This is a genomic window from Nocardia otitidiscaviarum, from assembly GCF_007362295.1.
In the GTDB taxonomy this organism is placed as follows: domain Bacteria; phylum Actinomycetota; class Actinomycetes; order Mycobacteriales; family Mycobacteriaceae; genus Nocardia; species Nocardia otitidiscaviarum.
Genome location: NZ_CP041695.1, coordinates 2,789,677 through 2,802,783, shown reverse-complemented (window position 1 = coordinate 2,802,783; position 13,107 = coordinate 2,789,677). Strand labels below are relative to the sequence as shown.

The window sequence follows — 13,107 nt, the reverse complement described above, 5'->3', positions numbered from 1 at the left end:
GGGTCACTCCGTTCCGGATCAGATGAGGTTCTGGGAGAGTTCGCGTTTGACGAATCGGCCGTGGCCCGCGCGGCCCAGGTACGCACCGTCGTCGACGATCACCCGGCCGCGCGAGAGCACCGTGTCCACATGCCCGTCGACCTCGAAACCCTCGTAGGCCGAATGGTCCATGTTCATGTGGTGGGTCTTGCCCACCCCGATGCTGGTGTGGCCGTTCGGGTCGTAGAGCACGATGTCGGCGTCCGCGCCCGGAGCGATGACGCCCTTGCGCGGGTACATGCCGAACATGCGGGCCGGGGTGGTGCAGCAGACGTCCACCCAGCGTTCGAGGGAGATGCGACCGTCCTTGACGCCCTGGAACATCAGGTCCATCCGGTGTTCGACGCCGCCGATGCCATTGGGGATCTTGGAGAAGTCGCCGCGGCCGAGTTCCTTCTGATCCTTCATGCAGAACGGGCAGTGGTCGGTGGCGACCGAGGTGACGTCACCGGTGCGGATATAGCGCCACAGCTCGTCCTGATGCCCCTCCGCCCGCGACCGCAGCGGCGTCGAGCACACCCATTTCGCACCCTCGAAACCCGGTGCGCCCAACTGTTCCTCGAGCGACAGGTACAGGTACTGCGGGCAGGTCTCACCGAAGACGTTCTGTCCGCTGCCGCGTGCGGCCGCGATCTGTTCCAGGGCCTGTTTGGCCGAGACGTGCACCACGTACAGCGGTGCGCCGGTCACCTGGGCCAGCATGATGGCGCGGTGGGTGGCCTCCTCCTCCAGCTGCCACGGCCGCGAGGTGCCGTGGAAGTACGGTGCGGTGTCACCGCGCTGGAGCGACTGTTCGACCAGCACGTCGATGGCGATGCCGTTCTCGGCGTGCATCATGAGCAGTGCGCCGAGTTCGGCGCTGCGCTGCATGGCGCGCAGAATGCGGCCGTCGTCGGAGTAGAAGACACCCGGGTAGGCCATGAACAGCTTGAAGCTGGTCACCCCCTCAGCCACCAATTCCGCCATGCCCTTGAGGGATTCGGGATTCACGTCGCCCACGATCTGGTGGAAGCCGTAGTCGACGGCGCACCGCCCGGCCGCCTTGTCGTGCCACAGCGCGAGGGTGTCCTGCACCGTCTCACCGGGTTTCTGGACGGCGAAGTCCACGATGGTGGTGGTGCCGCCCCAGGCCGCGGCCCGGGTGCCGGTCTCGAAGGTGTCGGATGCCTCGGTGCCGCCGAAGGGCAGCTGCATGTGGGTGTGCGCGTCCACGCCGCCAGGGATCACGTATTTGCCGGTGGCGTCGATGATCTGGGCGCTTGCCGCCACATCGCCGAGGGCGGTGGCGCCGGGTTGCAGGACGGCGACGACGGTTTCGCCGTCGATCAGTACGTCGAGGGGCTGGGATCCGGTGGCCGACACCACCGTTCCGCCCCGGATGAGGATTCGGCTCATGGCTGCACCAGCGGTCCGTAGGCGTCCGGGCGGCGGTCGCGGTAGAAGGCCCAGCGGTCGCGCACCACCTTGATGAGGTCCAGGTCGAGATCGCGGACCACCAGCTCCGGGGCGGTGTCGGAGGCGACCTCGCCCACGAACTTGCCCTCGGGATCGACGAAGTAGCTGGTGCCGTAGAAGTCGTCGTCGCCGTACTCGGCCTCGATGCCGACCCGGTTGATCGCGCCGATGAAGTACTCGTTGGCGACGGCGGAGGCGGGCTGCTCCAGCTTCCACAGGTAGCCGGACAGTCCGCGCGAGGTGGCCGACGGATTGAACACGATCTCCGCGCCGGCCAGGCCCAGCGCCCGCCAGCCCTCCGGGAAGTGCCGGTCGTAGCAGATGTACACCCCGACCCGGCCGACGGCGGTGTCGAAGACCGGCCAGCCCAGATTGCCCGGCCGGAAGTAGAACTTCTCCCAGAAGCCGTTCACGTGCGGGATGTGGTGCTTGCGGTACTTGCCGAGGTAGCTGCCGTCGGCGTCGATGACGGCCGCGGTGTTGTACAGCAGGCCGGGCTGCTCCTGCTCGTACACCGGCAGCACCATCACCATGCCGAGTTCGGCCGCCAGTGCGGCGAACCGGTCCACCGTGGGGCCGGGCACCGATTCGGCGTAGTCGTAGAACTTGGTGTCCTGGAGCTGGCAGAAGTACGGCCCGTAGAACAACTCCTGGAAGCAGATCACCTTCGCTCCCGCCGCGGCGGCCTGCCGGGCGTAGTCCTCGTGCGCCTTGATCATGGACTCTTTGTCGCCGGTCCAGTTGGTCTGAACCAGCGCTGCTCGAACGATTGCCATGCTTTGTGATACTGCATGGAGAACCAATTCCGCTGTGTTACAGAATGACGGAAACAGTTTCGTGACCGTAAATCCTCGGGGTGCCCGTGTTCGCGCCCGTGTCGCCATCGCAGAATGACGCTGTGACAACCGAACTCGGCCCGCTCGACGCGACCGCCCCCGATCCGCCCGGCGGCGGGTTGTTCGCGGGCGTCCACGACCGCACCGCCGCCGGTATCGCCGCCACCGTCGGGGGCCGCATCCGCTCCGGCGCGCTGTCGCCCGGCACCCGTCTGCCCACCGTGCGTGAGGTGGCGCGGGAGCTGAAGGTCTCCCCGGCCACCGTCACCCAGGCGTGGCGGGCGCTGGCCGCGGCGGGTGCGATCGTGGCCCGGGGGCGCGCGGGCACCTTCGTGGCGGACGCGCCCGCGCGGCCGGTGGCGGCGGGTGGGCGCTACCAGCGGCTGCACTCGCGATCCGACAGCGTGTTCCGGGTGGATCTGTCCCGGGGGATTCCGGATCCGGCGCTGCTGCCCGATCTCACCGCGGCGCTGCGCCGACTCGGCGACGATGATTCCATCGACGACCTGTCCGCCACCTATCTGGGCGAGGCCATGCTGCCGGAGTTGGAGCGGGTGGTGTGCGCGGACTGGCCGTTCCGGCCCGACCGGCTCACGGTGCTCGACGGCGCGCTCGACGCCATCGACCGGTTGCTGACCGCGCAGGTGCGCCTCGGGGATGCGGTGGTGGTCGAGAATCCGTGCTTCCCACCGTTTCTCGATCTGCTGGCCCGGCTGGGAGCGCGAGCGGTGCCGGTGGAGATGGACGAGTCGGGCATGCGGCCCGACGAACTCGCGGCGGTGCTGGCCGAGCACGCGCCGACCGCGCTGCTGCTGCAACCCCGCGCCCAAAACCCGACGGGCACGTCACTGTCGGCCGCCCGGCTGCGCGCCCTCGCCGATGTGCTCGCCCCGCACGACCTCGTCGTGATCGAGGACGACCACTCCGCGGGCATCGCCCACGCGCCACCCCGGTCGCTGGGCACCCGGCTGCCGCGGCACACCGTGCACGTGCGCTCGTATTCCAAATCCCATGGCGCGGACCTGCGTCTGGCCATTGTCGGCGGCCCGGCCGAACTGCTCGACCCGGTGATCGAGCGCCGTATGCTCGGCCCCGGCTGGTCCAGTCGCCTGCTCCAGCGCGTGCTGCTGCACATGCTCACCGACGACGCCGCCCGCACCCGGGTCGCCACCGCGCGCACCGAATACCGCCGCCGCACCACGGCGCTGCGCAGGGAGCTCTCCCGCCACGGGATTTCGGTATCCCCCGCCGACGGCATCAACCTGTGGCTACCCGTCCTCGACGAATCGGCCGCCATGATCTCCCTCGCCGCCGCCGGAATCAAGGCCGCCCCGGGCACCCCGTTCGAGGTGATCGGCCTACCGGCCGCCGACCATCTGCGCATCACCCCCGCCGCCGTCGCGGACGCCGATATCCCCCGGCTCGCCGCCGAACTGGCCGCCGCCGCCCAGGCCGCACCGACCTACCGCCGCCTGCGGCGCTGACCGCCGCCGGGCCGCGTGGCCGCGTGCGGAACGCGGCCACGCGGTCACCCCGCGGGCCGACCCCTTCCGTGAACTACATCACCCCGGCAGGTCGGCTCGTTACGGTGATCGCGCAGTACAGCGACCGGAACGGGGTGCGAATTCGCGCGATCGGTAGCGCGGACACCCGTAACAGCGGCATGATCGAGCCTCGATTCCCCAGCGACGGCATGCCGCCGATCGACCGATTGTGACCCGATCGCAGAGAGTGGGAGAGCCGATGACTTCGTTTGCCCGCAGCGTCACCCGCATCACCGCGACCGCCGCCGTCGCCGCCGGAGCCGCCCTGGCCCTGGGTACGGGTACGGCCGCCGCCGACGAATGGCCGGTGCAGCAGCCGAACAGCCCGGTCTCGGTCTTCGAGGCCGAGGGGTTCCTGACCCCGACCGATCTCGACTACTGGAATCCGCTGAACACCGGCTACCGCCTGACCTCGCCCTACGGCAACAGCACCCGCATCGTGTGCACCGCCTTTCACGGCGTGATCATGGAGTGCTACCAGGCCGATCAGGACGGCAACCCGCACAAGCTGGCCCGCCTGCCGTTCAACTTCCCGAACATCACCGGGTCGTCGCAGCCCGGCGGCGGTCCCAGCCACTTCGTGTACCCGGGTTACCTCCCCGGAATCAGCTGACCCGCCACGACCCGCCGGAAAGTCCTCAGCGCACCAACGCCCGGTGGTCCGTCGATGCCGCGCCCGCCACGGATTCCGCGTCCCCGACCGATCCCGCGTCGCCGACCGATCCCGCGTCGCCGACCGATCCCGCGTCGCCGACCGATTCCGCGTCGCCGACCGATTCCGCGTCGCCGACCGATTCCGCGTTCCTGACCGATCTTGCATGCGCGGCCGATCCCGCGCTTGGCGGCGACGCCGGGTTCGGTAGCGATGCCGTGCCCGGCCGGACCGTCATGCCCGGTGCGAGCACGCCGTCGCGCGCCAGCAGATCGGCATAGGCGATGCCGCGCGCGAGCAGTTCCTCGTGGGTGCCACGCTCGACCACCCGGCCGTGGTCGAGCACCACGATCTGATCCGCGTCGCGAATCGTGGAGAGCCGGTGCGCGATGGTGATGGTGGTGCGTCCGGCCGACAGGGCGTCGATGGCGTCCTGCACCTCGCGTTCGGTGCGGGTGTCCAGGGCGCTGGTGGCCTCGTCCAGGATCAGGATCGGCGGATTGCGGAGAATGGCGCGGGCCACCGCGAGGCGCTGCTTCTCACCGCCGGAGAACCGGTAGCCGCGCTCCCCGACCAGGGTGTCGTAGCCCTGCGGCAGACTCGCGATATGGTCGTGGATCCGGGCCGCCCGTGCCGCGGCGCGCAGTTCCTCGTCGGTGGCATCGGGTTTGGCGAAGCGCAGATTCTCGGCCACCGTGGCATGGAACAGGTAGGTCTCCTGCGAGACCACCCCCACGGCCGCGGCCAGGTCGGCGAAACTCAACTCGCGCACATCGATGCCGTCGATGGTCACCCGGCCCGAGGTGGCGTCGTAGAGCCGCGCCACCAGATAGCCGAGAGTGGTCTTCCCGGAACCGGTCTCACCGACGATCGCCAGGCCGCTACCGGCCGGGACGTCGATATCGATATCGCGCAACACCTCTCGGTCGGCGTCGTAGCCGAAACCCACCCGCTCGAACCGCACCGCGCCCGTCACGCCCGCCACCGGCAGCGGGACCGGCCGCTCGGGTTCGGTGATATCCGGTCGCAGATCCAGGTATTCGAAGATGCGGGTGAACAGCGCCAGCGAGCTCTGCACCTGCACGCCCGTGGACAGCAGCATGACGGCGGGCCGCAGCAGTCCCGCCTGCAAGGTCGTGAACGCCACCAGCGTGCCGATGGACACCAGCGGCGTCCCGGCGGCGGCGGTCAGCCCGGCCGCCCAGTACACCACCGCGGGCATGGCCGCCATGACGATGGTGATGGTCGACTGCCGCCACCGCCCCGCCATCCCGGCCCGGATCTCCAGGTCCACCAGTGACCGCGACTCCCGGTCGAAATCGTCGACCAGGGCGGGTGCGCGACCCATGGTGCGCCCCAGCAGGATTCCACTCACCGACAGCGATTCCTCCACCACCGCCGACATGGCGGCCAGTTGCCGCTGCCGCTGCGCGGTGATGCGCCGCCGCTCGGCCCCCACCCGGCGGCTGATCCACACGAAGAACGGCAGCATGGCCAGCGAGATCAGGGTCAGCCGCCAGTCCAGCGCGAACATGGCGACGACGGCGGCCAGCACCGAGGTGAAGTTGGCGATGAGCGAGGTCGCCGTGGAGGTGACGGTCGACTGCATGCCGCCGATGTCGTGGGCGAGGCGCGACTGCACCTCGCCGGTGCGGGTGGCGGTGAAGAACGCCAGTGGCATGGACTGCAAGCGCGCATAGACGGCAGTGCGCAGATCGTGCATGACGCGCTGCCCCACGGTGGTGGACAGATAGGTCTGCCAGACCCCGAAGACCGAGGTGAGCGCGGCCACCGCGATCATGCCCAGCGCCAGCAGGGTCAACAGCCCGGTGCGGCCGTGCGGCAGCGCGTCGTCGAGTACCGCGCGCAGCATGAACGGCGAGGCCAGACCCACCAGCGACGACAGGCCGACCAGGGCGCCCACCAGCGCGAGACGCGCCCGATAGGGGCGGAAGAGCCGGATGATCCGGCGAAGTTCGGATCGGGCGGCCATCGGCACCCTCCTTCCCACGGGAACCCCCGCTATAACTGAGCTTGACTCAATATTATTCCCCAGAACATTGATCTATGCTCACAAATATGACGGAGGCCATCGAGGACGACCTGCCCGAGCTGTTCCTGCGCACCGCCCGCCGCATCCGCCGTGCCCAGCAGGCCGACCTCGCCCCACTCGGCCTCACCCCCGCCCAGGCGCGCGCCCTGCGCATTCTCGGCCACAGCGCCGAACCGCTGCGCATGTCCGCACTCGCCGAACGCCTGGGTATCGTGCCCCGCTCCGCCACCACCGTGGTCGACGCCCTGGAAACCGCGGGCTGGGTCGACCGTGCCACCGATCCGGCCAATCGCCGCGCCACCCTGGTGGCGCTCACCGACTCCGGTCGCGCCGTACTGACCCGCATGTCCGACGCCCGCCGCCGCGCCGCCCGCGATCTGTTCGCCCGCCTGTCCCCCGGGCACCGCGCGTCGCTGCGCGCCATCCTCGCCGAATTGGCCGCCGACGGCGAATAGCCCGCCGACAGCGACGGGGCGCGCCTCCCGAAGGAAGCGCGCCCCGTCGTGTCGTACTGCTTACAGGTACTGCCCCGTATTCGACTCGGTGTCGATCGCTCGGCTGGCCGAGGCGTTCTTGCCGGTCACGAGCGTGCGGATGTAGACGATCCGCTCGCCCTTCTTACCCGAGATGCGGGCCCAGTCATCGGGATTCGTGGTGTTGGGCAGGTCCTCGTTCTCGGAGAACTCGTCCACGATCGAATCGTAGAGATGCTGGAGCCGCAGGCCCGGGTTACCGGTTTCCAGGACGGACTTGATGGCGTACTTCTTGGACCGGTCCACGATGTTCTGGATCATGGCGCCGGAGTTGAAGTCCTTGAAGTACAGGACTTCCTTGTCACCGTTGGCGTAGGTGACCTCCAGGAAGCGGTTGTCCTCGCTCTCGGCGTACATCCGCTCCACGACCCGCTCGATCATGGACTGCACGCACTTGCCGCGGTCGCCGGGGAACTCGTTGAGATCGTCGGCGTGCAGCGGCAATTCGTCGGTGAGGTACTTGGAGAAGATGTCGGCCGCGGCTTCGGCGTCCGGGCGCTCGATCTTGATCTTCACATCGAGTCGGCCGGGGCGCAGGATGGCCGGGTCGATCATGTCCTCGCGGTTGGACGCGCCGATCACGATGACGTTCTCCAGGCCCTCCACGCCGTCGATCTCCGACAGCAGCTGCGGCACCACGGTGGTCTCCACATCGGAGGAGACGCCGGAGCCGCGGGTGCGGAAGATGGAGTCCATCTCATCGAAGAACACGATCACCGGAGTGCCTTCGCTGGCCTTCTCGCGGGCCCGCTGGAAGATGATGCGAATGTGGCGCTCGGTCTCACCCACGAACTTGTTGAGCAGCTCGGGGCCCTTGATGTTGAGGAAGAACGACTTGGCTTCCTTGGCATCCTCACCGCGCGCCTCGGCGATCTTCTTCGCGAGGGAGTTGGCCACGGCCTTGGCGATCAGGGTCTTACCGCAACCGGGCGGGCCGTAGAGCAGCACACCCTTCGGGGGCCGCAGCGCGTACTCGCGGAACAGATCCTTGTGCAGGAACGGCAGTTCCACCGCGTCGCGGATCTGCTCGATCTGGCGCGACAGGCCGCCGATGTCCTCGTAGTCGACATCGGGCACCTCTTCCAGCACGAGGTCCTCGACCTCGGCCTTGGGGATGCGCTCGAAGGCGAAGCCCGCCTTGGTGTCGACCAGCAGCGAATCACCCGGCCGCAGTTTGCGAATCGGGGAATCCGGATCGTCCAGATTGTCGACGTCGACCAGACCCGAGAGCGGTCCGGACAACCACACCACGCGCTCCTCGTCGGCATGGCCGACCACGAGGGCGCGGCGGCCGTCGTCGAGAATCTCGCGCAGCGTGCCGATTTCACCGATGGCCTCGAAATGTCCGGCCTCCACGACGGTCAGCGCCTCGTTGAGGCGCACGGTCTGACCGTAGGTGAGTTCGGAGGTGTCGATATTCGGTGAGCATGTCAACCGCATCTTGCGCCCAGAAGTGAACACGTCGACCGTCTGATCGTCGTACACCCCGATGAGAACGCCGTAGCCGCTGGGCGGTTGCCCGAGGCGGTCCACTTCCTCGCGCAGGGCGACCAGTTGCTGCCGCGCCTCCTTGAGGGTGTCCATCAGCTTGGTGTTGCGAATTGTCAGCGAATCCACCCGGGCTTCCAATTCCCGTGTGCGATCCGGCGTGTCGGCGAGTTGCCTCCGGAGTGCAGCCGCCTCGGCGCGTACTACCTCGAGTTCCCTCCAGGCTGCCGAATCCGAATGTTCGATGGGGCTCATGATGCTGCTCCTCCCAGTCCCGGTCTATCAACGCTACCGGGGACAAGCCGTTCCCGCTTTCCGACATGGTTTCGTCGTGATCACATCTAGGCTGCGGTCACCGGGCCGGACGACCATGTTAGCCTGCCCTAACCTGTTTCCGGCGAGCTATTTCGCCGACCGAGCCGAAAGGGTGCTATCGATGCTCCTTCCCAGCAGTCGTACCCGTTACCGGGTTAACGCCACAAGGACGCTTCGTGTTTCCGTGGCTACCGTCGCGGCGGCCCTCGCCGTTACCGGCACCCTGGCGGGCTGCGGCTCGGACGACACCGATTCCGGGTCCACGACCGCTTCCGGCAGCGTTTCGGCCACCACGGTCGCACCTGACGATCATGCCGCCACACCCGCCGCCAGCGCGGCGGAATTGCAGTCCACGCTGACCACATTCGCCGATCCGGCGGTTCCCGCCACGGACAAGGCGAAACTCGTCACCGACGGCGACCAGCGGGTCGCGCTCATCGAGCGGATGAATCAGGGCCTGGCCAACTACCAGGTCTCCTTCACCGTCACCGAGGTGCGCCAGGACGGCGACCGCGCCGACGCCGACGTGGATGTCACCAGCCCGCACGGCACCATGCCCGGCGTGGCCATGACCTGGGAGTACGACGAGGGCACCTGGAAGATCTCGGACGCCTCCGCGTGCACCATCCTCGGCATGGCGCGCGCCGCCTGCCAGCCGTAGCACCCCGCGGTCCGCGCACCGATCGGCACGGTGCGCCGGACAACGGGTGATCGCCACGGCCCTCAGCCCTTGGACGGCCTCCGCTGCGGCTTGGGGGCCACCACCCCGTCGGCCAGCCGCCGCGCGCTCACCAGGAAGGCCGTATGCCCCTGCATGCGATGCTCCGGCCGCACGGCGAGGCCGACCACGTGCCAGGGCCGGATGAGCGACTCCCAGGCGCGCGGTTCGGTCCAGCACTGCTGGCGACGCAGCGCCTCCACCACCTCGGAGAGCTGGGTGACGGTGGCCACGTAGACGATGAGCACGCCGCCGGGAATGAGCGCCTTGGACACGGTCTCCAGGACATCCCAGGGCTTGAGCATGTCGAGGATGACGCGGTCGACTTGGTCGCCGGAGTATTCGGCGAGGTCGGCGACGGTGAGGTCCCAGTTCGCCGGGCGTTCCCCGAAGAACTTCTCGACATTCTTGACCGCGTGTTCGGCGTGGTCGTCGCGCACCTCGTAGGAGATGACCCTGCCCTCGGGGCCGACCGCGCGCAGCAGCGAGCAGGTGAGCGCACCCGATCCGGCACCGGCCTCCAGCACCCGCGCACCGGGGAAGATGTCGCCCTCGTGCACGATCTGGGCGGCGTCCTTGGGGTAGATGACCGCCGCGCCGCGCGGCATGGACAGCACGTAGTCGGTGAGCAGCGGCCGCAGCGCCAGATACGGCGTGCCGTTGGCGGAGTTCACCACGCTGCCCTCGTCGACACCGATGAGGTCGTCGTGGCGGATCTGCCCCTTGTGGGTGTGGAACTCCTTGCCCTCCTCCAGGATCACCGTGTGCTGGCGGCCCTTGGCGTCGGTCAGCTGCACCCGGTCACCGCTGCGGAAGGGGCCGGTCCGTCTGGCCGTCATGTATCTCCTGTCTCACATTTGCCGCGCTGTCGCCACGGCGGTCGTCCACCGCACCCTGTCGGTGCCTGGGTTTAGCCTGCCAGGTATGCAGGTGCCCGCGTCCACGACCCCGGATTCCGCGGGCGGTACGCCCCCGCCCACCGAACCGTTCGTGGGGCGGCCGCTCGCGCTGTCGCCTTCGCGGGCAATCGATTTCAAACAGTGCCCGCTCAAATACCGGTTGCGGGCAATCGACCGGATACCGGAACCGCCGTCCACGGCGGCGGTGCGGGGCACCCTGGTGCATGCCGTCCTCGAGGCCCTGTTCGGCCTCCCGGCAACCGATCGGCTACCGAAGGCCGCCGCGGCCCTCGTCGAGCCCGCGTGGGCACGCCTGATCGCCGACCGGCCCGAGGTGGCGGACGTGGTGGCCGACGGCGGCCTGCCGGTGCTGCTGGCCGAGGTCACCGACCTCGTCCGCGTGTACTTCACGCTGGAGGACCCGACCACCGTCGATCCGGAGTCGGTGGAGTTCTTCCTCGAAACCGAACTGCCCGATGGTTCGCCGGTGCGCGGCATCGTGGACCGCATCGACCGGGCGGCCGACGACGCCCTGCACATCGTCGACTACAAGACCGGCCGCTCCCCCGCCCCGGCCTACGAGGCCCGCGCGCTGTTCCAGTTGAAGTTCTACGCCCTGGTGCTGTTGCACACCCGCGGCGTGGTGCCCGCCCAGCTGCGGCTGCTCTACCTGGCCGACGGGCAGACGCTCACCTACGAACCGGATGCCGACGAGCTGCGCCGCTTCCAGCGCATCGTGTCGGCGCTGTGGGCGGCCATCGACGCGGCCACCAAGACCGGCGACTTCCCGCCCAACCGGGGCTGGATGTGCGACTACTGCGACTACCGCGCCCTGTGCCCGGAATTCGGCGGCACCCCGCCGCCGTATCCGGGTGTCGCGGCGGCGACCGCGGAATCGAGCGCGGCGGAATCGGGCCCAGCGAGGTCAGGCACAGAAGGCGTGGCCTGAGTCGTCCTGGCGCGCCGTGGTACCGGGCGCGCAGGCGCGGACGGTCCACCGTCCGTCATCGCAGATGGCCAGATGGGTCCAGTCCCAGATGACGGTCTCGCCGAGATCGTGGGCCGGACAGGGCAGCTCCTCGGCCGCCGCCGGACCGCCCGGCACGGCCGTCAGGACCGCAGCGGTGCCGAGAACGATTGCGACGCAGGACTTCCGCAGAATGAACATCGAGCCTCCGTGGTGTCGTTCGAGCGATCGATATGACACGGGTGAAGCAAGATGACGCGAGGCCACGCTAGCAAGCACCCGCCGCGCATCGCCACGGCGGGTGCTGAATCGTGATGTGGTTGTGTGGATGCGGCCGTGCTCAGAAGGCGCGGCAGGAGCGGATGTCGGTGGCCAGGATGGCCTTCGCGCCGAGATCGGCCAGCCGGTCCATGAGTTCGTTGCCGCTCTTGCGCGGGACCAGCGCCCGCACCGCCACCCAGTCCGGATCGGTGAGCGGGGAGACGGTCGGCGACTCCAGTCCGGGGGTGATCGCCACGGCGGCGTCGAGCAGCGTCTTGGGGCAGTCGTAGTCGAGCATCAGGTACTGCTGGGCGAAGACGACACCCTGGACCCGGGCCACCAGCTGGTTGCGCGCCTTGTCGCGCTGGTCCGCGCCCTTCGCCTCGATCAACACGCCCTCGGAGTCGCACAGCGAGTCGCCGAAGGCCACCAGATTGTGCTGGCGCAGGGTGCGGCCCGAACCCACCACATCGGCGATGGCGTCGGCCACACCGAGCTGGATGGAGATCTCCACCGCGCCGTCGAGGCGGATGACCTCGGCCTCGATCCCGCGCGCGGCCAGATCCGCGAGCACCAGATTCGGATAGGAGGTGGCGATGCGCTTGTCGTAGAGGTCCTCGACCTTCCATTCGCGTCCCGCCGGTGCGGCGTAGCGGAAGGTGGAGCGGCCGAAGCCGAGCGAGAGCCGCTCCTGCACCGGCGCACCGGAGTCCAGGGCGAGGTCGCGGCCGGTGATGCCGAGGTCCAGCTCACCGGAGCCGACGTAGATGGCGATGTCCTTGGGCCGCAGGAAGAAGAATTCCACCTGGTTGGCGGGATCGAGGACGCTCAGATCGCGGGAGTCGGTGCGCTTGCGGTAGCCCGCCTCGCTCAGGATGGCGACGGCGGATTCGGAGAGGGCGCCCTTATTGGGGACGGCGACGCGAAGCATAGGGTGTCCTTTCGGGACGGGTGGGGGGACGTGCGGACGGCGGTCGAGTGGGGTTCGGCCGTACGGCGTGTACGGCGATTCGGCGCGTCACAGATGTCGGTACACGTCCTCGAGCCGCAGTCCGCGGCCCACCATCAGCACCTGCACCCAGTACAGGAGCTGCGAGATCTCCTCCGCGAGCGATTCGTCGCTCTCGTGCTCGGCGGCCAGCCAGACTTCCCCGGCCTCCTCCAGCACCTTCTTGCCCTGCGCATGCACGCCGGCGTCCAAGGCGGCGACGGTGCCCGACCCCTCGGGTCGGTTGACGGCACGATCCTGCAGCTCGGCGAACAGGGCTTCGAAAGATTTCACGAGCAAACATTCTCGCAGACCAGGGGCGGCCCACCGCTGCCGGGCCTGCCCGCCCGGCGCATGCC

At 68.9% G+C, this 13,107-nt stretch carries 14 protein-coding genes; 6 read left to right on the top strand and 8 right to left on the bottom strand.

Annotation, left to right across the window (positions count from 1 at the left end; genetic code table 11):
* Positions 1-18 precede the first annotated feature (18 nt).
* Together hydA and FOH10_RS12275 are read right to left on the bottom strand one after the other, a co-directional pair.
* The gene (hydA, locus tag FOH10_RS12280) at positions 19-1,434 is read right to left on the bottom strand and encodes a dihydropyrimidinase (RefSeq protein WP_143980795.1); all 1,416 of its coding nucleotides are present in this window, start codon (positions 1,432-1,434) and stop codon (positions 19-21) included.
* Complete coding sequence (locus FOH10_RS12275) at positions 1,431-2,270, bottom strand: nitrilase-related carbon-nitrogen hydrolase (protein WP_029923572.1); 840 nt, start codon at positions 2,268-2,270, stop codon at positions 1,431-1,433. Before FOH10_RS12275 ends, hydA begins: the two co-directional genes overlap by 4 nt.
* A gap of 122 nt (positions 2,271-2,392) precedes the next feature.
* On the opposite strand from FOH10_RS12275, the gene FOH10_RS12270 reads away from it, so the two are divergent.
* The 3 genes from FOH10_RS12270 to FOH10_RS12265 all read left to right on the top strand — a co-directional run bounded on the left by FOH10_RS12270 (position 2,393) and on the right by FOH10_RS12265 (position 4,487).
* Complete coding sequence (locus FOH10_RS12270) at positions 2,393-3,814, top strand: aminotransferase-like domain-containing protein (protein WP_255055993.1); 1,422 nt, start codon at positions 2,393-2,395, stop codon at positions 3,812-3,814.
* Positions 3,815-3,882: 68 nt separating this feature from the next.
* Complete coding sequence (locus FOH10_RS34790) at positions 3,883-4,047, top strand: hypothetical protein (protein WP_186000807.1); 165 nt, start codon at positions 3,883-3,885, stop codon at positions 4,045-4,047.
* Positions 4,048-4,073: 26 nt separating this feature from the next.
* Positions 4,074-4,487 (top strand): hypothetical protein, encoded by a 414-nt coding sequence (locus FOH10_RS12265; protein WP_143980794.1) that lies wholly within the window; start codon positions 4,074-4,076, stop codon positions 4,485-4,487.
* Between the two features lie 25 nt (positions 4,488-4,512).
* On the opposite strand, the gene FOH10_RS12260 is transcribed toward FOH10_RS12265, so the two are convergent.
* Positions 4,513-6,519, bottom strand: coding sequence for an ABC transporter ATP-binding protein (locus tag FOH10_RS12260; RefSeq protein WP_280525740.1), 2,007 nt, complete (start codon positions 6,517-6,519; stop codon positions 4,513-4,515).
* A gap of 86 nt (positions 6,520-6,605) precedes the next feature.
* Here FOH10_RS12260 and FOH10_RS12255 point away from each other — a divergent pair, with 86 nt between their 5' ends.
* Positions 6,606-7,034 (top strand): MarR family winged helix-turn-helix transcriptional regulator, encoded by a 429-nt coding sequence (locus tag FOH10_RS12255; RefSeq protein WP_143980793.1) that lies wholly within the window; start codon positions 6,606-6,608, stop codon positions 7,032-7,034.
* 60 nt (positions 7,035-7,094) lie between these two features.
* Here the strand turns inward: FOH10_RS12255 and arc are convergent, their stop codons facing one another.
* Positions 7,095-8,855, bottom strand: a complete 1,761-nt coding sequence (gene arc / locus FOH10_RS12250) for a proteasome ATPase (RefSeq protein WP_029923568.1) — start codon at positions 8,853-8,855, stop codon at positions 7,095-7,097.
* A 244-nt stretch (positions 8,856-9,099) separates the two neighbouring features.
* On the opposite strand from arc, the gene FOH10_RS12245 reads away from it, so the two are divergent.
* On the top strand, positions 9,100-9,576 hold the full coding sequence (locus FOH10_RS12245; protein ID WP_244961914.1) for a WKL family lipoprotein: 477 nt from the start codon (positions 9,100-9,102) through the stop codon (positions 9,574-9,576).
* 62 nt (positions 9,577-9,638) lie between these two features.
* On the opposite strand, the gene FOH10_RS12240 is transcribed toward FOH10_RS12245, so the two are convergent.
* Entirely contained in the window at positions 9,639-10,472 is an 834-nt protein-coding gene (locus FOH10_RS12240) for a tRNA (adenine-N1)-methyltransferase (RefSeq protein WP_143980791.1), read from the bottom strand.
* 85 nt (positions 10,473-10,557) lie between these two features.
* Here FOH10_RS12240 and FOH10_RS12235 point away from each other — a divergent pair, with 85 nt between their 5' ends.
* Entirely contained in the window at positions 10,558-11,481 is a 924-nt protein-coding gene (locus tag FOH10_RS12235; RefSeq protein ID WP_143980790.1) for a RecB family exonuclease, read from the top strand.
* On the opposite strand, the gene FOH10_RS12230 is transcribed toward FOH10_RS12235, so the two are convergent.
* From FOH10_RS12230 to FOH10_RS12220, 3 genes are all read right to left on the bottom strand, one after another.
* On the bottom strand, positions 11,458-11,700 hold the full coding sequence (locus FOH10_RS12230) for a hypothetical protein (protein WP_029923564.1): 243 nt from the start codon (positions 11,698-11,700) through the stop codon (positions 11,458-11,460). The two genes, FOH10_RS12235 and FOH10_RS12230, sit on opposite strands and share 24 nt — an antisense overlap.
* 139 nt (positions 11,701-11,839) lie before the next feature.
* Complete coding sequence (hisG, locus tag FOH10_RS12225) at positions 11,840-12,691, bottom strand: ATP phosphoribosyltransferase (RefSeq protein WP_029923563.1); 852 nt, start codon at positions 12,689-12,691, stop codon at positions 11,840-11,842.
* An 87-nt stretch (positions 12,692-12,778) separates the two neighbouring features.
* Positions 12,779-13,042 carry a phosphoribosyl-ATP diphosphatase gene (locus FOH10_RS12220; RefSeq protein WP_029923562.1) on the bottom strand — a complete coding sequence of 88 codons (264 nt, stop codon included), beginning with the start codon at positions 13,040-13,042 and terminating at the stop codon, positions 12,779-12,781.
* Positions 13,043-13,107 lie beyond the last annotated feature (65 nt).